Origin of the sequence: Pseudomonas sp. Z1-29, assembly GCF_051131995.1 — a bacterium.
Classification (GTDB): Bacteria; Pseudomonadota; Gammaproteobacteria; order Pseudomonadales; family Pseudomonadaceae; genus Aquipseudomonas.
In genome coordinates, this window is the sequence record NZ_CP071645.1 from 1,594,486 (window position 1) to 1,615,639 (window position 21,154).

18 protein-coding genes are annotated in these 21,154 nt (G+C 62.4%); 12 read left to right on the forward strand and 6 right to left on the reverse strand.

Features of this window, described 5'->3' with window-relative positions:
* Window positions 1-20: 20 nt before the first annotated feature.
* Entirely contained in the window at window positions 21-2,771 is a 2,751-nt protein-coding gene (locus J3P84_RS07460; RefSeq protein ID WP_434629043.1) for a response regulator, read from the reverse strand.
* Window positions 2,772-2,986: 215 nt separating this feature from the next.
* Here J3P84_RS07460 and J3P84_RS07465 point away from each other — a divergent pair, with 215 nt between their 5' ends.
* From J3P84_RS07465 to J3P84_RS07495, 7 genes are all read left to right on the forward strand, one after another.
* A complete protein-coding gene (locus J3P84_RS07465; protein ID WP_434629045.1) occupies window positions 2,987-3,709 on the forward strand; it encodes a response regulator transcription factor in 723 nt (240 codons plus the stop codon).
* Entirely contained in the window at window positions 3,696-5,117 is a 1,422-nt protein-coding gene (locus J3P84_RS07470; RefSeq protein ID WP_434629047.1) for a histidine kinase sensor domain-containing protein, read from the forward strand. Before J3P84_RS07465 ends, J3P84_RS07470 begins: the two co-directional genes overlap by 14 nt.
* A gap of 184 nt (window positions 5,118-5,301) precedes the next feature.
* The gene (cysM, locus tag J3P84_RS07475; RefSeq protein ID WP_305499413.1) at window positions 5,302-6,204 is read left to right on the forward strand and encodes a cysteine synthase CysM; all 903 of its coding nucleotides are present in this window, start codon (window positions 5,302-5,304) and stop codon (window positions 6,202-6,204) included.
* Complete coding sequence (rlmD, locus tag J3P84_RS07480; protein ID WP_434629049.1) at window positions 6,204-7,574, forward strand: 23S rRNA (uracil(1939)-C(5))-methyltransferase RlmD; 1,371 nt, start codon at window positions 6,204-6,206, stop codon at window positions 7,572-7,574. The genes cysM and rlmD overlap by 1 nt, the downstream gene beginning before the upstream one ends.
* Window positions 7,575-7,675: 101 nt before the next feature.
* Window positions 7,676-9,922, forward strand: coding sequence for a GTP diphosphokinase (gene relA, locus J3P84_RS07485; protein WP_434601575.1), 2,247 nt, complete (start codon window positions 7,676-7,678; stop codon window positions 9,920-9,922).
* A gap of 134 nt (window positions 9,923-10,056) precedes the next feature.
* On the forward strand, window positions 10,057-10,890 hold the full coding sequence (gene mazG, locus J3P84_RS07490) for a nucleoside triphosphate pyrophosphohydrolase (protein WP_434629051.1): 834 nt from the start codon (window positions 10,057-10,059) through the stop codon (window positions 10,888-10,890).
* Window positions 10,891-10,916: 26 nt separating this feature from the next.
* The gene (locus tag J3P84_RS07495; protein ID WP_305499418.1) at window positions 10,917-11,456 is read left to right on the forward strand and encodes a DUF2058 domain-containing protein; all 540 of its coding nucleotides are present in this window, start codon (window positions 10,917-10,919) and stop codon (window positions 11,454-11,456) included.
* Between the two features lie 137 nt (window positions 11,457-11,593).
* Here J3P84_RS07495 and J3P84_RS07500 read toward each other — a convergent pair whose 3' ends face one another.
* The 4 genes from J3P84_RS07500 to purM form a co-directional block, all read right to left on the reverse strand.
* The gene (locus J3P84_RS07500; RefSeq protein ID WP_434629053.1) at window positions 11,594-11,788 is read right to left on the reverse strand and encodes a hypothetical protein; all 195 of its coding nucleotides are present in this window, start codon (window positions 11,786-11,788) and stop codon (window positions 11,594-11,596) included.
* A 478-nt stretch (window positions 11,789-12,266) separates the two neighbouring features.
* A complete protein-coding gene (locus tag J3P84_RS07505) occupies window positions 12,267-12,980 on the reverse strand; it encodes a DUF3108 domain-containing protein (RefSeq protein ID WP_305499421.1) in 714 nt (237 codons plus the stop codon).
* An 8-nt stretch (window positions 12,981-12,988) separates the two neighbouring features.
* Window positions 12,989-13,639, reverse strand: a complete 651-nt coding sequence (gene purN, locus J3P84_RS07510) for a phosphoribosylglycinamide formyltransferase (RefSeq protein WP_434629055.1) — start codon at window positions 13,637-13,639, stop codon at window positions 12,989-12,991.
* On the reverse strand, window positions 13,639-14,697 hold the full coding sequence (gene purM / locus J3P84_RS07515) for a phosphoribosylformylglycinamidine cyclo-ligase (RefSeq protein WP_434572426.1): 1,059 nt from the start codon (window positions 14,695-14,697) through the stop codon (window positions 13,639-13,641). The genes purN and purM overlap by 1 nt, the downstream gene beginning before the upstream one ends.
* A gap of 365 nt (window positions 14,698-15,062) precedes the next feature.
* Here purM and J3P84_RS07520 point away from each other — a divergent pair, with 365 nt between their 5' ends.
* From J3P84_RS07520 to J3P84_RS07540, 5 genes are all read left to right on the forward strand, one after another.
* Window positions 15,063-16,121, forward strand: a complete 1,059-nt coding sequence (locus tag J3P84_RS07520; RefSeq protein WP_434631186.1) for a DUF2066 domain-containing protein — start codon at window positions 15,063-15,065, stop codon at window positions 16,119-16,121.
* 32 nt (window positions 16,122-16,153) lie between these two features.
* Window positions 16,154-17,227, forward strand: coding sequence for an AI-2E family transporter (locus J3P84_RS07525; protein ID WP_305499429.1), 1,074 nt, complete (start codon window positions 16,154-16,156; stop codon window positions 17,225-17,227).
* Window positions 17,228-17,396: 169 nt separating this feature from the next.
* Complete coding sequence (gene hda / locus J3P84_RS07530) at window positions 17,397-18,101, forward strand: DnaA regulatory inactivator Hda (protein WP_003178999.1); 705 nt, start codon at window positions 17,397-17,399, stop codon at window positions 18,099-18,101.
* 214 nt (window positions 18,102-18,315) lie between these two features.
* A complete protein-coding gene (locus J3P84_RS07535; RefSeq protein ID WP_434629058.1) occupies window positions 18,316-18,942 on the forward strand; it encodes a C40 family peptidase in 627 nt (208 codons plus the stop codon).
* 166 nt (window positions 18,943-19,108) lie between these two features.
* Window positions 19,109-19,642, forward strand: a complete 534-nt coding sequence (locus tag J3P84_RS07540; protein ID WP_434629060.1) for a C40 family peptidase — start codon at window positions 19,109-19,111, stop codon at window positions 19,640-19,642.
* A 170-nt stretch (window positions 19,643-19,812) separates the two neighbouring features.
* On the opposite strand, the gene J3P84_RS07545 is transcribed toward J3P84_RS07540, so the two are convergent.
* Window positions 19,813-21,123: a PQQ-dependent sugar dehydrogenase gene (locus tag J3P84_RS07545; RefSeq protein ID WP_434629062.1), complete on the reverse strand. Its 1,311-nt coding sequence runs from the start codon at window positions 21,121-21,123 to the stop codon at window positions 19,813-19,815.
* Window positions 21,124-21,154 lie beyond the last annotated feature (31 nt).

Here is a 21,154-nt window from a genome sequence, read left to right on the forward strand (position 1 = left end):
CCGGTGACCATTGCGCTGGGTCAGGCGCTGATGCGCGCCTCGCTGGCCAGCCTGTGGATGGCACGGTCCAGGTCTTCCAGAGCCGCGGCAGCCCGCGGGTCTTGCTGCTTGAGCAAGGTTTCGCTGCGCTGGCAGGCCGCGCGCAGTTGCGGTACGCCGCAATAGCGCGTGGCCCCGTGCAGGCGGTGGACCCGTTCGATCAGGGCGTTGTGGTCGTTGGCCTCGCTGGCCTGGCGGATCGCTTCGCGGTCGGCTTCAAGGGACGCGAGCAACATCGCCAGCATGTCCGCCGCCAGGTCGGCCTTGCCGGCGGCCAGGCGCAGGCCTTCCTCGTGGTCGAGCACCAGCAGCTCGCTGCTGCCTTGGGCATCAGCGCCCCGATCCGGGGTCTGGTTGCGCAGCGCCAGGCCGGTCCACTTGAGTACGACCTGGGCCAATTGCCGCTCGCTGATAGGCTTGGTCAGGTAGTCGTCCATGCCGCTTTGCAACAGGGCGCGCTTCTCGTTGGCCATGGCGTGGGCGGTGAGGGCGACGATCGGCAGTGGCGTGCAATGCCGCTCGCTTTCCCATTGGCGGATCGCTTCGGTGCTCTGGCGGCCATCCATGCCGGGCATTTGTACGTCCATCAGGACCAGGTCGAAGGTTTCCTTCTGCACGGCCTTGACCGCCGCGTAACCACTTTCCACCGCCAGCACCCGGGCGCCCATGTCTTCGAGCAGGGTCTGCACCAGCAGCAGGTTGGCCGGGTTGTCGTCCACGCACAACACTTTTGGCGCGCGGCTGGCCACCGGTTCATTGGGTTCGTTGCGGGTCGGGCGCGGGTTGACCAGGTCGGAAAGCGACCGGCGCAGCTTGCGGGTGCAGGCCGGCTTGGCCTGCAACTGACTGTGAGGGTTGGGCACCGAGAGATGGAACAGCGTCTGTTCGGTAGTGGGGCACAGCACCAGCACCTTGCAGCCCAAGTGCTCGAGGTCCCAGATGTGTTGGTTGAGACGCTCCGGCGGCATGTCATTGCTGGTGATGCCGAGTACGGCCAGGTCAATCGCCTGATCCGTCTGGTGGGCGACGGTGACGCCGTTGGTCAGGTTTTCCAGGGTATTGAACGGCGTCACCTGCAAACCGCAGTCCTCCAACTGGTGCTGCAAGGCCTGGCGGGCCAGCTCGTGATTTTCCAGAACCGCCACGCGGCGCCCCAGCAGCGGCGGACCGGGCAGGTCTTCGGCGTCGTCACGGGTCTTGGGCAGGCGCAGGCTGATCCAGAACTCCGAGCCTTCGCCCGGCGTGCTGTCGACGCCGATCTCACCGCCCATCTGTTCCACCAGCCGCTTGGAAATCACCAGGCCCAGACCGGTCCCGCCGGGCTGCCGGGACAAGGAGTTGTCGGCCTGGCTGAAGGCCTGGAACAGCGCCCGCACGTCCTGGCTGGACAGGCCGATGCCGGTGTCCTGGATGCTGATGCGCAACTGCACGCTGTCTTCGTGCTCATCTTCGAGCATGGCGCGGGCGACGATGGTGCCTTCACGGGTGAACTTGATGGCGTTGCTCACCAGGTTGGTGAGGATCTGCTTGAGCCGCAGCGGGTCACCCACCAGCGACAACGGCGTGTCGCGGTAGACCAGGCTCACCAGCTCCAGCTGTTTGGCGTGGGCGGCGGGGGCGAGGATGGTCAGGGTGTCCTGCAGCAGGTCCCGCAAGTTGAAGGGGATGCTGTCGAGCACCAGCTTGCCGGCCTCGATCTTCGAGAAGTCGAGAATCTCGTTGATGATGCCGAGCAGGCTGTCGGCGGATTTTTCAATGGTGCCCAGGTAGTCGAGCTGGCGCGGGGTCAGCTCGCTTTTCTGCAATAAATGGGTGAAACCGAGGATGCCGTTGAGCGGCGTGCGGATTTCATGGCTCATGTTCGCGAGGAATTCGGACTTGATCCGGCTTGCTTCGAGCGCTTCCTTGCGGGCCAGGTCCAGTTCGATGTTCTGGATCTCGATGGTTTCCAGGTTCTGGCGCACGTCTTCGGTGGCCTGGTCGATGCTGTGCTGCAATTCTTCCTGGGCATTCTGCAAGGTGCCGGCCATGCGATTGATACCCGACGCCAGCTCATCCAGCTCCTGGCTGCCCAACGGTGGCAGGCGGGTTTCCAGATGCCCGTCCTTGAGCTGCGCCACGGCCTGCTTGATCTGGCTCAGCGGTCGATTGATGGTGCGGCCCATGCGCAGGGCCAGCAGCGCGGTGCAACCCAGGCCGGCGGCGATCAGCAACAGGCTGGCGAACAGGCTGCGGTAACCGCGCAGCAACATGCCGCTGTGGGACAGCTCCAGCTCGACCCAGCCCAGCAGGCGATCGGCTTCTTCGGGAATCAGTTCGCCAGCCAGGTTGCGATGCTTGCCGAACACCGGCAGCAGGTAGCGTGTGGCATCGTTGCCGGTGCGTTGCAGCAGTTGGCTGCTGTTGCCCTCCGGCGCCCGGTTGAGCATGGTCGGGCCGGCATGGGCGAGCGGTGTGCGGTCGGGGGCGAGGAAGGTCACCGCGCGAACGTCGGCTTGCTCGAGAGACTGGGTGGCGACGCGTTCCAGCAGCTCGATGTCCTGGCGGCTCATGGCCGGAGCGACCAGCGGGGCCAGTTGTTCGGCGATCATTTCACCGCGTTGCAGCAACTGAGCGTGCAGGTCCGATTGCTGCATCCAGGTGAAATAACCGCCCAGGACCAGCGCCATCAAGGTGGTCGGCAGCAGGGTGAGCAACAGCACACGGCCTTTGATTCCCAGTTTCTTGAGCACACTTGTCTCCTGCATCCAGCGGTCCGATTGAGCTTTGCGCGCATCCGGCGCGCAACATCTGCGCAGTGTAGCGATTTGCAGGCGAGCCTTCTTCGTAAAATTCATGTCCTCGCGCATCCCGACCGACCGGCCATCTGCCGTGGCGATACACGGCGGTTGCCTGTCGGGAGCCGATCTTGAATAATCGTTCAACTGAGAATTGTTTGCAGATACTGATGAATCCCATCCCCGCTGTACCGCCGCGCATCCTTGCCATCGAAGACGACCCCGTGCTGGGTGCTTATGTCCATGAGCACCTGGCCCGCAACGGCTTCGAAGTGACCTGGTGCCAGAACGGCCAGGATGGCCTGGACATCGCCTGCCGGCAGGCTTTTGACGTGGTGCTGATGGACATCCTGCTGCCCGGGCTGGATGGCCTTGCAGTGCTGACCCGTTTGCGCCTGAGTCATTCGACCCCGGTGTTGCTGATGTCTGCCCTGGGCGCGGAAGCGGATCGCATCAGCGGCTTTCGCCTCGGCGCCGACGATTACCTGCCCAAACCGTTCAGCATGGCGGAGCTGCGTGTGCGCATCGAGGCCATCCTGCGCCGAGTGGCGCTGGATCGGCGCCCGGCTCAAATGACGACGCTGCCCCAGGCGCAGGACCTGGACTTTGATGAGCAGCGCAGTGATGTACAGGTCCAGGGCCAATGGGCAGGGCTGACGCGCAGCGAATACCGTTTGCTCGACGTCCTGCACCGCAGTGACAGTGAAGTCCTGAGCAAAGCCTTCCTCTATCAGCATGTGTTGCAGCGCGGCTATGCACCGCATGATCGCAGCCTGGACATGCATGTCAGCCAGATCCGCCGCAAGCTCAAGTCTATCGGCTACACCGTGCGGGAGCTGCGCACGGTGTGGGGCAAGGGCTACGTGTTGAGTGCCGTCGATGAAGTGGTCTGATCTGCCTGGGCGGCACTCGTTGTTCTGGAAACTGGCATGCCTGCTGGTGGCGTTCTGTCTGCTGATGATCTGGCTGAGCTGGTCCTGGGGCCGTTATATGGAGGAGCGCAACCAGTTTCTCTCGGACCAGGCCCGCGGCACCCTCACGCGTTACGCCGCCGAGGCCGAGCACGCCTGGCGTTCCGGTCGACAGGCGGGGGTGGACCGCTGGTTGCAAGGCATGCAGCCGCGGGAGGCAAGCTGGGTGGGGGTGATCGGCCCCGACCTGCAATCGTTGAGCGGGCAGCCGTTGACCGAGAAAGAGGTCGAGCGGCTGACCTTCCTCCGTGGTCTGGATTGGCCGATCCACAAGAAGGGCCGACCGTGGCTGCGGGTGCCGTTCCCCGGCGACCCGTCCGTCGGCAGCCTGGTGATCGAACTGCCCGAGCGTTTCCTGCCGGGGCAGTACCAGTTGTTCTGGCGCGTGATGACCAACGGCGTGATCCCCGGACTGTTCACCCTGTTGCTCTGTGTCGGGCTGTATCGCCTGCTGGTGGTGCCGCTCAATCAACTGCGCGAACAGGCCAATGCCTGGCAGGCCGATCAGTTGGGCGTGCGCCTGTCCAGCCGCACCACCGAGCGTGCCGATGAACTGGGCGAGCTGGGCCGCGCGTTCGATCACATGTCCGAGCGGTTGCAATCGACCGTCGCGCTGCAACAGCAACTGCTGCGCGACCTGTCCCATGAGCTGCGCACGCCGCTGAGTCGCCTGCAAGTCGCCAGCGACAGCGAGCAGGACCTGGGCCAATTGCGCGAGCGCGTCGCCCGGGAAGTCGAGGGCATGCAGCGACTGGTCGAGGACACCCTGCAACTGGCCTGGCTCGACACCGAACGCGCGCCGTTGGCGGTCGAGGCGATCCAGGTCCAGGCCTTGTGGGAAATGCTCACGGAAAATGCCTGTTACGAAAGCGGCTGGCCCAGCGCTCAACTGCAATGCGCGGTCGATGCCGATTGCTGGGTCCAGGGCAACCTCAATACCTTGGCGCAGGCTTTGGAAAACATCCTGCGCAACGCCATCCGGCACTCGCCGCCCGGCGGCGTGGTGCGGCTGGACGGTCGACGTGAGGGCGGTTTCTGGCTGCTGTGGCTTGAAGACGAAGGCGGTGGCGTGGCCGAGCAGGATCTTGAGCGTATCTTCGACCCGTTCACCCGTCTCGATGGCTCTCGCCCGGGAGACGGCGGTTTCGGTTTGGGATTGAGCATCGCCCGTAATGCGCTGGCGCGCCAGGGTGGGCGACTGTGGGCGCAGAACGGCAGGAAGGGCTTGCGGTTGAACCTGCGTCTGGTCGCCACTCAAGCGGCCACCGCCCCCGTGGCGAGGGAGCTTGCTCCCGCTGGGGCGCGCAGCGGCCCCCTGCAACCTGCCTGACACCACCAAACCCGAATTGGGGCGACTTCGTCACCCAGCGGGAGCAAGCTCCCTCGCCACGTAAGTACGTTTGGGCTGGAGCTGCTTATTCCCATAAGCCATAACCACCACACTTTGCGTGATATGGCCTCGCCGGGTTTGCCGGTATGATAGGCGCCCCCGCAGCCCGGATTGCGAATACGCCATGACTTTGCAGTACCCAACCATCGCCGATTGCGTCGGCAACACCCCGCTGGTTCGCTTGCAGCGCCTGCCTGGCGCGACCAGCAATACGCTTTTGCTCAAGCTCGAAGGCAACAACCCGGCGGGTTCGGTCAAGGACCGGCCGGCGCTGTCGATGATCACCCGTGGCGAATTGCGCGGGCAGATCCGCCCGGGCGACACGCTGATCGAGGCGACCTCCGGGAACACCGGCATCGCCCTGGCGATGGCGGCGGCGATCAAGGGCTACAAGATGATCCTGATCATGCCCGACAACTCCAGCGCCGAGCGCAAGGCGGCGATGACGGCCTATGGCGCCGAGCTGATCCTGGTGACCCAGGAAGAGGGCATGGAAGGCGCCCGTGACCTGGCCGAGCGCATGCAGGCCGAAGGCCGGGGCAAGGTGCTCGATCAGTTCGCCAACGGCGACAATCCAGAAGCCCACTACACCACCACCGGCCCGGAGATCTGGCGCCAGACCGATGGCACGATCAGCCATTTCGTCAGCTCGATGGGCACCACCGGCACCATCATGGGTACTTCTCGCTACCTGAAAGAACAGAACCCGAACGTGCAGATCATCGGCCTGCAACCGATGGAAGGCTCGGCCATCCCCGGCATTCGCCGCTGGCCCGAGGAATATCTGCCGAAGATCTACCAGGCCGATCGCGTGGATCGCATCATCGACATGGCCCAGAGCGAAGCCGAAGACGTGACCCGTCGCCTGGCCCGTGAAGAAGGTATTTTCTGCGGCGTGTCGTCGGGCGGTGCCGTGGCGGGCATGCTGCGTTTGTCGAAGGAAGTGGAAAATGCAGTGATCGTCGCGATCATCTGCGACCGTGGCGACCGTTACCTGTCGACCGGCATCTTCGACGCGCCCAACTGATGGCCAAACAAGAAAGAGGCTTGCGCTTCCAGCCCAGCGGCGGAAGCCGGGCCCCGCAAGTGCCCACCGGCAAGAAGCAGCGCCTGACCATTGAACGCCTGGCCAACGATGGCCGGGGCATTGCGTTTGTCGACGGGCGGACCTGGTTTGTCATCGGCGCCCTGGCTGGTGAAGAGGTCGAGGCGCGGGTGCTCGGTACCCACGGCAAAGTGGTCGAGGCCCGCACCGAACGGGTGTTTTCCTCCAGCGAACTGCGTCGTGCAGCGCCCTGCGTGCATGCCGGTCGCTGCGGCGGTTGCAGCGTCCAGCATTTGCCCCATGGCGAACAGCTTGCCCTGAAACAGCGCATGCTCGCCGAGCAACTGTCGCGGGTGGCCGGTGTCGAGCCGGATGAGTGGGCCGCGCCGTTGAGCGGACCGGAGTTCGGCTACCGACGTCGCGCTCGGGTGGCGGTGCGTTGGGATCAGAAAGCAAAATATCTTGAAGTGGGTTTCCGTGCCGTCGGCAGCCAGGACATCGTAGCCATCGACGCATGTCCGGTGCTGGTACAGCCCTTGCAGCCGATCATGAGTCGCCTGCCGGAAATGCTCCGTCGCTTGGGCAAACCCCAGGCGCTCGGCCATGTCGAGTTGTTCGCCGGCTCGTCCCTGGCGTTATTGCTGCGGCATATGGCGCCGTTGTCGGAAGCCGACCTGACGATCCTCAAGGATTTCTGCGCGTTCCATGAAGCCCAGTTGTGGCTGCATGGCGAAGGCGAGCCGCAACCGGTCGATCCGGGCCAGGCCCTGGGTTATCGCCTGGAAAGCTGGGACCTGGAACTGGCTTACCGGCCGGGGGATTTCATTCAGGTGAACGCCGCCGTCAACGAGGCGATGGTCGCCCAGGCGCTGCAATGGCTGGCGCCTCGACCCGATGAGCGCGTGTTGGACCTGTTCTGTGGCCTGGGCAACTTCGCCTTGCCGCTGGCCAGGCAGGTGCGCGAGGTCGTGGCGGTGGAAGGCGTGCAGACCATGGTCGAGCGCGCGGCGGCGAACGCCCTCAGCAACAATTTGCATAACACTGCCTTTTTTCAGGCCGATTTATCCCAGCCTTTGGCGGGTGCCGAGTGGATCGGCGAAGGCTTTTCTGCGGTACTCTTGGACCCACCCCGTGATGGTGCTTTCGAGGTGGTGCGCAAGCTGGCCTCGCTGGGTGCCAGGCGGCTGGTTTATGTGTCGTGCAACCCGGCAACTTTGGCCCGGGACACGGTCGAATTGATCAAGCAGGGCTACCGGTTAAAACGTGCCGGGATTCTCGATATGTTTCCTCAGACGGCGCATGTCGAGGCCATGGCGTTATTTGAAGCGAGCCAGGATGGCTTGTCCGACTGACCCGTTCGTGCCGACCCGCCACAGCCCTGGGCGGAAACACGGGCAACGAAGGTCAGCGATGTGGACGCATTGAATCTGCGTCATAGGGAAGGTAAGTAAAGATGGTACAGGTGAGAGCACACCAGCCGATCAACACCGACGGCAGTATCAATCTCGAGGCTTGGCTCGATCACGCGGTCAGTATCGATCCGGCACTGGATCGCGAAGCCTTGAAGCAAGCCTGCGAGTTCGCTCGCGAGGCAGAACAGCAACACAACGCGGCGAAGAACCTGTGGTCCGAAGGCACCTCGAGTTTCCAGACGGGCCTTGAGATCGCCGAAATCCTCGCCGACCTCAAGCTCGACCAGGACTCGCTGGTCGCCGCGGTGCTGTACCGCGGCGTGCGTGAAGGGCAGATCCAGCTGCCGATGGTCAACCAGCGTTTCGGCACCGTGGTCGCCAAGCTGATCGACGGCGTGTTGCGCATGGCGGCCATCAGCGCCAGCCTCAGCCCGCGCCAGTCCATGGTTCTGGGCACCCAGGGCCAGGTGGAAAACCTGCGCAAGATGCTTGTGGCCATGGTCGACGACGTGCGTGTCGCGCTGATCAAGCTGGCCGAGCGCACCTGCGCGATCCGCGCCGTGAAATCCGCCGACGATGAAAAACGCAACCGTGTCGCCCGTGAGGTGTTCGACATCTACGCGCCGCTGGCCCACCGTCTCGGTATCGGTCACATCAAGTGGGAGCTGGAGGACTTGTCCTTCCGCTACCTGGAGCCTGACCAATACAAGCAGATCGCCAAGCTGTTGCATGAACGACGGCTGGATCGCGAGCGCTTCATCACCGATGTCATGACTCAGTTGCGTGAGGAATTGCAGGCCACCGGCGTGGAAGCCGATATCAGTGGCCGGGCCAAGCACATCTATTCGATCTGGCGCAAAATGCAGCGCAAAGGCCTCGAATTCAGCCAGATCTACGACGTTCGCGCCGTGCGCGTGCTGGTTCCGGAAATGCGCGATTGCTACACCGCGCTGGGGATCGTCCATACCTTGTGGCGGCACATTCCCAAGGAATTCGACGACTACATCGCCAACCCGAAGGAAAACGGCTACCGCTCGCTGCACACCGCGGTCATCGGCCCGGAAGGCAAGGTGCTGGAGGTGCAGATCCGCACCCATGCCATGCACGAAGAAGCCGAGCTGGGGGTTTGTGCCCACTGGAAATACAAGGGCACCGACGTCAAGTCCGGGTCCAACCATTACGAAGAGAAAATCTCCTGGCTGCGCCAGGTGCTGGAATGGCACGAGGAACTGGGTGACATCGGCGGCCTGGCGGAACAGCTGCGGGTCGACATCGAGCCGGACCGGGTCTACATCTTCACTCCCGACGGCCACGCCATCGACTTGCCCAAGGGCTCGACGCCGCTGGACTTCGCCTACCGGGTGCACACCGAGATCGGTCACAACTGCCGTGGCGCCAAGATCAACGGGCGGATCGTGCCGCTCAACTACAGCCTGCAGACCGGCGAGCAGGTGGAGATCATCACTAGCAAGCACGGCACGCCGAGCCGCGACTGGCTGAACCCGAACCTGGGCTACATCACCACTTCGCGCGCGCGGGCGAAAATCGTCCATTGGTTCAAGTTGCAGGCCCGTGACCAGAACGTCGCCGCCGGCAAGACCCTGCTCGAGCGCGAGCTGAGTCGCCTGGGCCTGCCGCAGGTGGATTTCGACAAGCTGGCTGAAAAAGCCAATATGAAGACCGCCGAGGACATGTTCGCCGCCCTTGGCGCCGGCGACCTGCGCCTGGCGCAACTGGTCAACCTCGCCCAGCAACTGGTTGAGCCGGAACGCGGCAACGAGCAACTGGAACTGATCCCGCGCAAGGCCACCGGCTACAAGCCCGGCAAGCGCGGCGACATCCAGATCCAGGGCGTGGGCAACCTGATGACCCAGATGGCGGGCTGCTGCCAGCCGCTGCCGGGGGATGCGATCGTCGGCTACATCACCCAGGGCCGTGGCGTGAGCATTCACCGCCAGGATTGCGCCTCGGTGCTGCAACTGGCCGGTCGCGAACCGGAGCGGATCATCCAGGTCAGTTGGGGCCCGGTGCCGGTGCTCACCTACCCGGTGGACATCATCATCCGCGCCTACGACCGTTCCGGCCTGCTGCGTGACGTGTCCCAGGTGCTGCTCAACGAGCGGATCAACGTGCTGGCGGTCAACACCCGCTCGAACAAGGAGGACAACACCGCGCTGATGTCCCTGACCATCGAGATTCCGGGGCTGGATGCACTGGGGCGGTTGCTGGGGCGGATTTCCCAGTTGCCGAACATCATCGAGACCCGGCGTAATCGGACACCGGGCTAAAGGTCAGGCACAGTCCAAAAGTGTGGGAGCGAGCCTGCTCGCGAAGGCGGTGTGTCAGCTGGTATGTTTTGACTGATGTACCGCTTCCGCGAGCAGGCTCGCTCCCACAGGGATTTTTTGTGGTGGGATGATTGATGTACAGCCTCGAAGACCTGCTCCACCTGATGAACCGCTTGCGCGACCCGCAATACGGCTGCCCGTGGGACATCAGGCAAACCTACGCAACCATCGTCCCTCACACCCTGGAGGAAGCCTACGAAGTGGCCGACGCCATCGAGCGCGGCGACTTCGATCACCTTCAAGGTGAATTGGGCGATTTGCTGTTCCAGGTGGTGTATTACAGCCAGCTGGCCCGGGAAGAAAACCGTTTCGAATTCGCCGGCGTGGTCGATAGCATCACCCGCAAGCTGATTCGCCGCCATCCCCATGTGTTTCCTACCGGTGACCTTTACGCAGCCGTGGATGCCCCGCGCCTGAGCGAAGAGCAGGTAAAGCAGCGCTGGGAGGAAATCAAGGCAGAGGAGCGCGCCGAGAAGGCCTCGGTGCCCAAGCAGTTGTCACTGCTGGATGATGTACCGGCGGCATTGCCGGCCTTGTCGCGGTCGGCGAAGTTGCAGAAGCGCGCCGGTCAGGTCGGTTTCGACTGGCCGGGACCGCTGCCGGTGCTCGATAAGGTCCGTGAAGAGCTCGACGAAGTGCTCGAAGCCATGGCGGACAATGACACCGCGGCCATCAGCGACGAAGTGGGTGACCTGCTGTTCAGCGTGGTGAACCTGGCTCGACACTTGAAAGTCGACCCCGAAACGGCCCTGCGTGGCGCCAATGCAAAGTTTGAAAGACGTTTCCGATTTATCGAACAGGCATTGCGCGAGACCCACCGTCCCATGGAAGATTGCACCCTCGAAGAGTTGGACGCCTTGTGGGGCGAAGCCAAACGTCAGGAAAAGAATTTGCCCAGCTGTGGCTGAGGCCGTTGCCTAAGTGAGTAAGCACCATGAGCCTTTCCCTTCGCGACCAGTTGCTCAAAGCAGGGCTGGTCAACCAAAAGCAGGCCAAGCAGGTCGGCAAAGAGAAACAGAAGCAGCAACGCCTGGCCCACAAAGGCCAGGTCGAACTGGACGACTCCCAGCAGCGTGCGGCCCAGGAAGCCATGGCCGAGAAGGTCAAGCGCGACCAGGAACTGAACCGCCAGCAGCAGGAAAAGGCCGAGCAGAAGGCCCGTGCCGCGCAGATCAAGCAATTGATCGAGGTGTCGCGCCTGCCGAAGCTGACCACCGACGACTACTACAACTTCGTCGACGACAAAAAGGTCAAGCGCATCTCGGTCAATGCGCTGATGCGTAACAAGCTGAGCAGCGGTTCCCTGGCGATCGTCCATCATGCCGGGAGCTATGAAGTGATCCCGCGCGAAGCGGCGCTGAAGATCCAGGAACGCGACCCCAAGCGCATCGTCCAGCTCAACACCCAGACCGAAGAAGTGGATGCCGATGATCCGTACGCGGCGTATCAGATTCCTGATGATTTGATGTGGTAAGCGGGAAAATGCTATTGAGTTGAACACAAACCCTGTGGGAGCGAGCTTGCTCGCGATAGCGGCCTATCAGTGACAGAGATGTTGGCTGATGCCCCGCTATCGCGAGCAAGCTCGCTCCCACAGGTGTTTTGTGTGGTTCAGGATTCAGCGGTCTCACGCAAACGCTGCCGCTCCTCACGCTCCAGCTCGGCCTTGTAGTTATGAGCGTCCGTCTCGGAATGGAACATGCCCACCAGCAGATCCTGTTGATGCACATCCCAGATCCGGATACCGGCGGCAATACCTTCGTGGGACATGTGGGCGTCGTCGCGTTCAGTTACTTTCACAGTCATCTTGCAAGCTCCAATCTCTGTTATCTGCAGCAAGGCGTGTGCAGGGTTTTGTTATAGATTTGGATAGCGAGCTAAGTAAATGGCCTGGGCGATTAAGAAGTTTTCATGAAGCGCACGGCCCTCGTGCAGGCCAGGCAGGGCGCGGCGTTTGGTCGCAGGTGGGGTTCATGAAGAAAATTTCATGTTGTAGCGGCAAGCCTTGAGTGAAAGCAAAACCCCTGTGGGAGAAAAGGCGGGACGAGAAGTCTCCCACGGTCCGTACTGGCTAGAGTCGGAATCGAGCTTTTAGTCCCGCCCACCCCTTCAAGTCTAAACATACAAGCGAGCTTGCTCGCGATAGCGGTCGCACATTCAATATCGATGCAAGCTGACCCACCGCTATCGCGAGCAAGCTCGCTCCCACAGGTATAAGTGGTGGGCTTGAAACTCGGGCAACAAAAAGCCCCGCATGTGCGAGGCTTTTTGGTGTCGGTATGGATCAGCTGCCTTTCACAGCCTTGCCGTTGACCGTACCGTCCTGGAGCATGATGTTGTACTCCTTGCCGTCGGTCTCGACTTGCTGCAGGCGTACCAGCAGGTAATCCCAGTCCTTGGCGAACCAGAGCACGGTGATGCGCTTGCTTTGTGTCGGGTCGCGCACGCGCTCGACCTTGATGGCGTCGATCTGGCCGGCCTTGGTGTCGACTTTTTCCGAACCAAGCACGCGGAAGTCATAGGTATCGATTTCACCGTCATCGACGACCTGATAACTCATGCTTTTCTTGCCGGCCGCCACGTCGTGCTGCAGGGCCAGTTGGTACGTGGATTTGTCGACCATGCCGCGGTTCAATGGCAGCTTGACCGCGTCACCGCGATCGGTGCCGGTGACCATCTTGGCATTCCAGTCGAAATCCAGGTCTGCTTTCTTGGCTTTACCCAGGCCGCCGCGCTCGAAGTGATAGGACTGCGGCAGCAGGGTGTCCTTGTCCAGGGTCAGGGTGCTTTCTTCGGTCAGGCTGGCGATCATCATCGATGCCTTGAAGCTCAGCTTCCAGGTGCCGTTGGCCTCCTTGGTCAGGCTGCGCTCGGCGGTGCCGCTCATGGGCAGCTGTTTCCAGTCGGCGGTATAGCTGGCGGAGAACGGTTGAAGGTCTGCAGCCTGTGCCAGGGGCAGGGCAAGCAGAGCGCAAGCGAAGAGCAGGGCGCGACGCATAAAATCTCCTAGTATCGAATCAAATGGCCGCTGGCGGCGAGCAACTGGCCGTCCAGTGAGGCTCCGCGATCGTCGAGTGTCAGCCGGCCTTCGGCAAACCAACGCACGGCCATCGGGTAGATCTGGTGTTCGCGGGCGTGGACCCGTTGCGCCAGGCTTTGCGGCGTGTCGTGCAACTCTACCGGTATTACTGCCTGTACGACCAGTGGTCCGCCATCGAGTTCCTCGGTGACAAAGTGAACCGAGCAGCCATGCTCCGTGTCACCGGCCTCCAGCGCACGCTGGTGAGTGTGTAACCCTTTATATTTGGGCAACAGCGACGGATGGATATTGAACAGGCGGCCCTGGTAGTGACGCACAAAACCGGCGCTGAGGATGCGCATGAAACCGGCCAGGACCACCAGTTGCGGATTGAAGGCGTCGATCTGTTCGATCAGCGCGGCATCGAAGGCCTCGCGACCGTCGAACGCCTGGTGATCGAGGACGCGGGTATCGATACCCGCCTCCTTGGCACGTTGCAGGCCGTAGGCATCGGCGCGGTTGGAAATCACCGCGCGGATCCGGACCGGGCTGTCGCCGGTCCGTGTACTGTCGATCAGGGCCTGCAGGTTACTGCCGGTGCCGGACAACAGCACCACGACGTCACAGGTTGCGGACATCAGTGTGCCTTGAGGTTTTTCAGCTCGACCTGTGCGGCGCCTTCGGCCGCGGTGGCGATCTGGCCGATGACCCAAGGCTGCTCGCCCGCGTCGCGCAGGACGTTCAGCGCGGTTTCGACGTGCTCCTGGGCCACGCAGATGACCATGCCCACGCCGCAGTTCAGCACGCGGTGCATTTCGGTTTCATCGACGTTGCCTTTTTCCTGCAGCCAGTCGAACACCGCCGGGCGGGTCCAGCTCGCCACGTCGACCACGGCCTGGGCGCCTTTTGGCAGCACGCGCGGGATGTTGTCCAGCAGACCGCCGCCAGTGATGTGGGCCATGGCCTTGACGGCGCCGGTGTCCTTGATCAGCTTGAGCAGGGGCTTGACGTAGATGCGGGTCGGGGCCATCAGCAGGTCGGCGAGTGGCTGGCCGTCGAGCTGGGTGTTCTCGATATCGGCGCCCGAGACTTCGATGATCTTGCGGATCAGCGAGTAGCCGTTGGAGTGCGGGCCGGAAGATGGCAGGGCGAGCAGGGCGTCGCCGGCGGCGACTTTCGAGCCGTCGATGATCTCGGCCTTTTCCACGACGCCGACGCAGAAACCGGCCAGGTCGTAGTCTTCGCCTTCGTACATGCCTGGCATTTCAGCGGTTTCGCCGCCGACCAGGGAGCAGCCGGACAATTCACAGCCGGCGCCGATGCCGGTCACGACCTGGGCGGCGGTGTCGACGTTGAGTTTGCCGGTGGCGTAGTAGTCGAGGAAGAACAGTGGTTCGGCGCCGCAGACCACCAGGTCATTCACACACATGGCCACCAGGTCGATGCCGATGCTGTCGTGCTTGTTCAGGTTCAAGGCCAGGCGCAACTTGGTGCCGACGCCGTCGGTACCCGAGACCAGGACCGGTTGCTTGTAGCCGGCCGGGATCTCGCAGAGGGCGCCGAAACCGCCCAGGCCGCCCATGACTTCCGGGCGCGCGGTGCGCTTGGCGACGCTCTTGATGCGTTCGACCAATGCTTCACCGGCGTCGATGTCTACACCGGCGTCCTTGTAGCTCAGGGAGGGTTGCTTGCTCATGATCCAGGCCTTTAAAGGGGGGATTTCTGGGTAACGACCGATCGCCGGGGCCATTGAATAACCGTTGTACGAATTATTCCGGGAGCCCAGCCATTGCCGGTCTGCGAAGGCGCGCGATTTTATCAGGCTTGTGGACCAGCGGCCATCCTCGCGCCGACGGCAGGGACATATCCGCCAAAAAAAACCGTTATTTCTTGTATTGGTACTGGGCGACGCGTCTGTATAAGGTGTAGCGGTAAGCGGCTATGGTTATGACAGTAGAAAACTTGCGCCGGGTGGTGAATGTTTTCCCCGGTGCCGTGGTCACAGCCATGCTCAATCTTCTCCACACGGCCGGTGCCAGCCGTTATGTCCGGGAATCTTCCATGCGTCTTTTCAAATTCTTGTCCATGGGCTGCCTGTCGCTGATCAGCCTGGCGAGCCATGCCGAAACCCTCAATAACCTTTATCAGGTGCGTGAGCCGGTCAGCAGCCAGGCGCCGGATGAGCGAAACCAGGCAACGTTGCGAGCGTTGGACACCCTGGTGCTGCGCCTGACCGGCGACGCCAAGGCCGCGCAGAATCCCGGCCTGGCGGCTATCCGCAAGGACCCGCAGCAGATCATTCTGCAGTACGGCTACGACGCCGGTCCTCCGGAAAGCCTGCAGGTGGACTTCGATCCCGCCAGCACCGACCGGGCATTGCGTTCGGCGGGGCTGCCGCTTTGGGGCGCGAATCGTCCATCGATTCTAGGCTGGTGGCTGAATGACTCGGCAGAAGGCTCCAGCCTGGTCGGTGATGGCCAGGCCAGCGCCACGCCTCTGCGCCGCGCGGCCCAGCACCGGGGCTTGCCGCTGCACCTGCCGTTGGCGGATTTGAGCGAGCAGATTGTCGCCACCGCGCCGACGTTGCAAGGCAACGACCCGGCGCCGTTGCGTGAGGCGTCGGACCGGTATGGCTCGGATGCCTTGCTGGCGGTCCATGCCAAGGAGGAGGGAGGCCAGTGGCAGGCCACCTGGCGCCTGTGGCTGGGCGACCAGCGCGAGCAGGGCAGCGCCCAGGGCGCCGATCCCGCTGCGCTGGCCGATGCCGTGATGTTGGCGGTGAGCCAGCGCCTGGCGCCGCGTTTCGTGGCCAAGCCGGGCGTGGCGACCGAGCAGTTGCTGGAAGTCCAAGGCATGAATCTGGAACGTTATGCAGCGCTGGGGCGTCTGCTCGAACCGTTCGCTGGCCAGGTGCAGCGGGTCGAGGGCGACAGAATTGTCTACAAGGTCAACGGCAGCGCCGAGCAATTGAAGGCACAACTGGCCCTGGCCAAACTGCAGGAATTGCCGCCGGGTGAAGCCGTCGCGCAAGCGCCTGCGGCGCAGCCGGCCGCCGACGGAACGGTTCCGGTCGCGACACCGACACCGTCGCCGGCGGCTAACTTGCGATTCCGCTGGTAGTTTTCTTTCTTTTATAGGGGCAGGAGTGGTTCATGGGCGATACGCGGCGTTGGTTCTGGTTGGGTGGGGTCGCCCTGCTGATTGCATTTATCTACTTGCTTCACCCGATCCTCACGCCGTTCCTGGTTGCGCTGTTACTGGCCTATCTGTTCGATCCGGTGGTGGATCGCCTGGAAAAGCTCGGGCTGTCCCGGACCTGGGGCGTGGTGGCGGTGTTCGCGTTGTTTACCTTGATCGTCAGCGCTCTGCTGCTGGTGCTGATACCCATGCTGGCCAAGCAACTGGTGCGCCTGTACGAGCTGGCACCGCAGATGCTCGATTGGCTGCAGCACACCGCAGTGCCTTGGGTGCAATCGAAGCTGGGCCTGTCGGACGGCTTCTGGAAGTTCGACAAGGTCAAGGCCGCCATCAGTGAGCACATGGGGCAGACCACCGATATCGTCGGCGTGGTATTGAGCCAGGCCACGGCTTCGAGCCTGGCGCTGATCGGCTGGCTGGCGAACCTGGTGCTGATTCCCGTGGTGGCCTTTTATCTGCTGCGCGATTGGGACCTGATGATGGCGAAGATCCGCAGCCTGCTGCCGCGTCATCGCGAAGAGCGCATCATGACGCTGACTGGCGAATGCCACGAAGTGCTAGGGGCGTTTGTCAGGGGGCAGTTGCTGGTCATGGTCGCGTTGGGTTTCATCTACGCGGCGGGGCTGATGCTGGTAGGGTTGGAGCTGGGCCTGTTGATCGGCCTGATCGCCGGGTTGGCGGCCATCGTGCCCTACATGGGGTTTGTCATCGGGATTGGCGCGGCGTTGATTGCCGGGCTGTTCCAGTTTGGCGGCGACCTGTATCCCATGGTCGGCATCGTCGCGGTATTCATGGTCGGGCAGGCGCTGGAGGGCATGGTGCTGACGCCGTTGCTGGTGGGAGATCGTATCGGCTTGCACCCGGTGGCGGTGATCTTCGCGATCCTGGCGGGTGGCGAGTTGTTCGGCTTCACCGGAATCCTGCTGGCGCTGCCGGTGGCGGCGGTGATCATGGTGCTGGTGCGTCATATGCACGATCTGTACAAGGATTCCGACATATATAGCGGCGCAGAGGACCCCGACCTCTAGGGGAAATGGCAGGCGCGGCGTCAGGGAAACTGACGCTCCGTGCCCTTGCTGCTGCAAACCTTTGATTTTGCTCGTGGTCCGGCGCATTGTGCGGTCCGCGCCACGGGTATAAACTTTGCAAACTTTACACAGAGGCCACTAATGGTTCCCTTGGAACCGTTCAGTCAGCATGAAACCGATTCAGCTGCCCCTTGGTGTGCGTCTGCGTGACGACGCCACCTTCATCAATTACTACCCAGGCGCCAATGCCGCTGCACTCGGCTATGTCGAGCGGCTTTGCGAAGCCGACGCCGGCTGGACCGAGAGCCTGATCTATCTGTGGGGCAAGGACGGGGTAGGGCGCACGCATCTGTTACAGGCGGCGTGCTTGCGCTTCGAGCAGTTGGGTGAGCCTGCCGTGTACCTGCCACTGGCCGAGCTGCTGGATCGCGGCGTGGAAATCCTCGACAACCTGGAGCAGTACGAACTGGTCTGCCTGGATGATCTCCAGGCAGTGGCCGGCAAGGCCGATTGGGAAGAGGCGTTGTTCCATCTGTTCAACCGGTTGCGCGACAGTGGCCGGCGTCTGTTGATTGCCGCATCGACCTCGCCACGGGAGTTGCCAGTGAAGCTGGCCGACTTGAAATCCCGCCTGACCCTGGCGCTGATCTTCCAGATGCGCCCGCTTTCCGACGAAGACAAGCTTCGCGCGTTGCAATTGCGTGCATCTCGACGCGGCCTGCACCTGACCGACGAGGTCGGGCATTTCATCCTCACCCGTGGCACCCGCAGCATGAGCGCGCTGTTCGAATTGCTCGAACGTCTCGATCAGGCCTCACTCCAGGCCCAGCGCAAGCTGACCATTCCTTTTTTGAAAGAAACTTTAGGCTGGTAAAACTGTCGCGAGATGATGGCTTAAAGCCTCTTCTTGACCCGACGAAGCCCGCGGTTTTACTGGGCTGGAGGCCTGCAAACCGCTCAATACGGGCTTAAGCGCTTAGATGTAAACGAGAAATCAAGAAGTCACATTTGTATCGATTGAATTTGCAAATGAGGTTGATAGAAGGCATAGTCTCGCCATCTTTACTACCTCAGCCACGGTCGTGCCCATGCTAAATCGCTTCGCACCCCTCGTGCCTCTCGCACTCGTTACCCTGTTGTTCGGTTGCGCTGCCCACTCTCCAGTGACCCAGCAAGCGCCACAACCACAGGTGAATAACACCGTTACCGCCCAGTCTTCCGTCGTTGCGTTCCAGGAAGAAATGGCCTCCGACAAAGAGCTGGCAGACTTCGCCGGCAGCAAGCCTTATCAGCTTCCAGTGCTGGCAGACAGCATCCTGGAGCGCGGCATGTCGTTGATCGGCACACGTTATCGTTTTGGCGGGACCTCCGAAGCCGGCTTCGACTGCAGCGGCTTCATCGGCTACCTGTTTCGCGAAGAGGCGGGCATGACCCTGCCGCGTTCCACGCGTGAAATGATCAACGTGAAGGCCCCGCTGGTCGCTCGCAACCAGCTCGAACCCGGTGACCTGCTGTTCTTCAGCACCAACGGTCGTCGCGGTCGCGTCAGCCACGCCGGTATCTACCTGGGCGACAACCAGTTCATCCACTCCAGCAGCCGCCGCAGCGGTGGGGTGCGAATCGACAGCCTGGGCGACAGCTACTGGAGCAAGACCTTCATCGAAGCCAAGCGTGCCCTCGCCATGGCACCGACTGTAGTGACGGCTCGCAAGTAAACGCACAGTTTGTAGGGCAAACTTAAAGTCTTACTTGAAGTTTGGCCCATAGCCGCTAGAATCCATGATCATTGATTGATGGCAATCCGCCTGCGTACTACGCGGGCGGACTTGTTTCCATCTCCACGGCAGAAATAGCCGCATCCAGATCAGGATTGTTGTGCCTATGTCGACGTCGGCCCGCCTCGCTCTCATGTTTCTTGCCGCACTGCTCAGCGCGTGCGCCAGTCGCACCCCGCCGCCCGCGCCAGTGCGGGCTCCGGTGGTGTTCGCACCTTCCCAGACTTTTTCTCCCGCCGCCGAAGACGTGCTGTTCCGGGCTTTGGGCCTGGTGGGCACGCCTTATCGCTGGGGCGGCAACACGCCGGATTCAGGTTTTGATTGCAGTGGCTTGATCGGCTATGTGTACCGTGACGCCGCCGGCATCTCGCTGCCACGCTCCACGCGCGAAATGATCAGCATGCGCGCGCCGGAAGTCGGCAAGGATGCGTTGCAGAGCGGCGATCTGGTGTTCTTCGCCACCAATGGCGGCTCCCAGGTCAGCCATGCCGGAATCTATGTCGGGGAGGGGCGTTTCGTCCATGCGCCGGCCACGGGCGGGACGGTCAAGCTCGACAGTCTGTCCAAGGCCTATTGGCAGAAAGCCTACCTGGGCGCCAAGCGAGTGCTACAGCCGGAGCACCTGGCGCGTAATCCCTGATTTCTGCTGGATAGGCTCTTGTGGCGAGGGGATTTATCCCCGCTGGGTTGCGAAGCAGCCCTAAAGCTTAAATGGATGAATGCGAGCAGCCTGGGATACCGGGGTACAGATAAAGGGCCGCTGCGCAGCCCAACGGGGATAAATCCCCTCGCCACAAGAGAGTGTGGAACCTATTTACCTGACAACCGCCAGATCTTGTTCCCCACATCATCCGCCACCAACAACCCGCCCTGCTTGTCGATCACCACGCCCACCGGCCGGCCCTGGGCTTTTTCGTCTGCATTGAGGAAACCGGTCAACACATCCACTGGTTGCCCGACCGGTTTGCCGCCGCTGAACGGAACAAAAATCACTTTGTAGCCACTGTGGGGCTTGCGGTTCCAGGAGCCGTGTTGCCCGATGAAAGCCCCTTCGGTGAACGGCGCGGGCAATTTGCTGCCCTCGGCGAAGCTCAGCCCCAGGGAGGCGGTGTGCGGGCCCACCGCATAGTCGGGGGCGATGGCCTTGGCCACCAGCTCGGGGTTTTGCGGCTCGACCCGGACGTCGATGTTCTGCCCGTAATAACTGTAAGGCCAGCCATAGAAGCCGCCATCCCTGACCGACGTGATGTAGTCCGGCACCAGGTCGCTGCCGATCTCGTCCCGTTCGTTGACCGCCGTCCACAACGCGCCGCTGCGTGGCTCCCACGCCAGGCCATTGGGATTGCGCAGGCCCGCGGCGAAGATGCGATGAGTGCCTGTGGCCCGGTCGACTTCCCAGATCGCCGCCCGGCCTTCTTCCGCTTCCATGCCGTTCTCGCCAACGTTGCTGTTCGAACCGGTGGTCACGTACAGCTTGCTGCCGTCCCGGCTGGCGATGACGTTTTTGGTCCAGTGGTGGTTCAAAGTGCCACCCGGCAAGTCGACCACCTTGGTTGGCTGTGCCTTGATCTGTGTGTCGCCTTCCTTGTACGGGAAGCGGATCAACCGGTCGGTGTCGGCCACGTACAGGTCATTGCCGACGAGGGTCATGCCGAACGGCGAATTGAGGTTCTCCAGGAAAATCGTCCGGGTCTCGGCGACGCCATCGTGATTGGCGTCTCGCAGCAGGGTGATGCGGTTGGGGCTGGGCACGCCGGCGCCGGCCCGGCCCATGACTTTTTTCATGACCCAGCCACGAATGCCCTGGGCATCGTCGGGCTTGGGCGGGGTGTTGGTTTCGGCCACCAGCACATCGCCATTGGGCAGTACGTAAAGCCAGCGCGGATGATCCAGCCCTTCGGCAAACGCGACTACCTGCAGGCCTTGGGCCGGGGTTGGCTTGGCGCCGTCCGGCCAGCCGACCGCTTCGGCGATATTCACCGTGGGAATCAGGGTCTTGTTCGGTTCGGGCAGTTTCGGCGACGGGCCGGTGCCGTCGGAAACCTGCAATGTGGAAGACTCGCCACACGCGACAAGCCCCGTAGCCAGGGCAATGATTAACAGATGAGGTGGCTTGAGCATGCGGGCTTCCCTATGAGTGCATGTGGTTACT

Bases quoted from the DNA above. Each gene is read 5' to 3' on its own strand.
- mazG (WP_434629051.1), top strand. From the start codon at position 10,057: ATGTACAGCCTCGAAGACCTGCTCCACCTGATGAACCGCTTGCGCGAC.
- J3P84_RS07535 (WP_434629058.1), top strand. From the start codon at position 18,316: ATGCTAAATCGCTTCGCACCCCTCGTGCCTCTCGCACTCGTTACCCTG.
- J3P84_RS07540 (WP_434629060.1), top strand. From the start codon at position 19,109: ATGTCGACGTCGGCCCGCCTCGCTCTCATGTTTCTTGCCGCACTGCTC.
- J3P84_RS07465 (WP_434629045.1), top strand. From the start codon at position 2,987: ATGAATCCCATCCCCGCTGTACCGCCGCGCATCCTTGCCATCGAAGAC.
- J3P84_RS07495 (WP_305499418.1), top strand. From the start codon at position 10,917: ATGAGCCTTTCCCTTCGCGACCAGTTGCTCAAAGCAGGGCTGGTCAAC.
- relA (WP_434601575.1), top strand. From the start codon at position 7,676: ATGGTACAGGTGAGAGCACACCAGCCGATCAACACCGACGGCAGTATC.
- J3P84_RS07525 (WP_305499429.1), top strand. From the start codon at position 16,154: ATGGGCGATACGCGGCGTTGGTTCTGGTTGGGTGGGGTCGCCCTGCTG.
- rlmD (WP_434629049.1), top strand. From the start codon at position 6,204: ATGGCCAAACAAGAAAGAGGCTTGCGCTTCCAGCCCAGCGGCGGAAGC.
- J3P84_RS07470 (WP_434629047.1), top strand. From the start codon at position 3,696: ATGAAGTGGTCTGATCTGCCTGGGCGGCACTCGTTGTTCTGGAAACTG.
- cysM (WP_305499413.1), top strand. From the start codon at position 5,302: ATGACTTTGCAGTACCCAACCATCGCCGATTGCGTCGGCAACACCCCG.
- J3P84_RS07500 (WP_434629053.1), bottom strand. From the start codon at position 11,788: ATGACTGTGAAAGTAACTGAACGCGACGACGCCCACATGTCCCACGAA.
- J3P84_RS07520 (WP_434631186.1), top strand. From the start codon at position 15,063: ATGCGTCTTTTCAAATTCTTGTCCATGGGCTGCCTGTCGCTGATCAGC.
- purM (WP_434572426.1), bottom strand. From the start codon at position 14,697: ATGAGCAAGCAACCCTCCCTGAGCTACAAGGACGCCGGTGTAGACATC.
- J3P84_RS07505 (WP_305499421.1), bottom strand. From the start codon at position 12,980: ATGCGTCGCGCCCTGCTCTTCGCTTGCGCTCTGCTTGCCCTGCCCCTG.
- hda (WP_003178999.1), top strand. From the start codon at position 17,397: ATGAAACCGATTCAGCTGCCCCTTGGTGTGCGTCTGCGTGACGACGCC.
- J3P84_RS07545 (WP_434629062.1), bottom strand. From the start codon at position 21,123: ATGCTCAAGCCACCTCATCTGTTAATCATTGCCCTGGCTACGGGGCTT.
- purN (WP_434629055.1), bottom strand. From the start codon at position 13,639: ATGTCCGCAACCTGTGACGTCGTGGTGCTGTTGTCCGGCACCGGCAGT.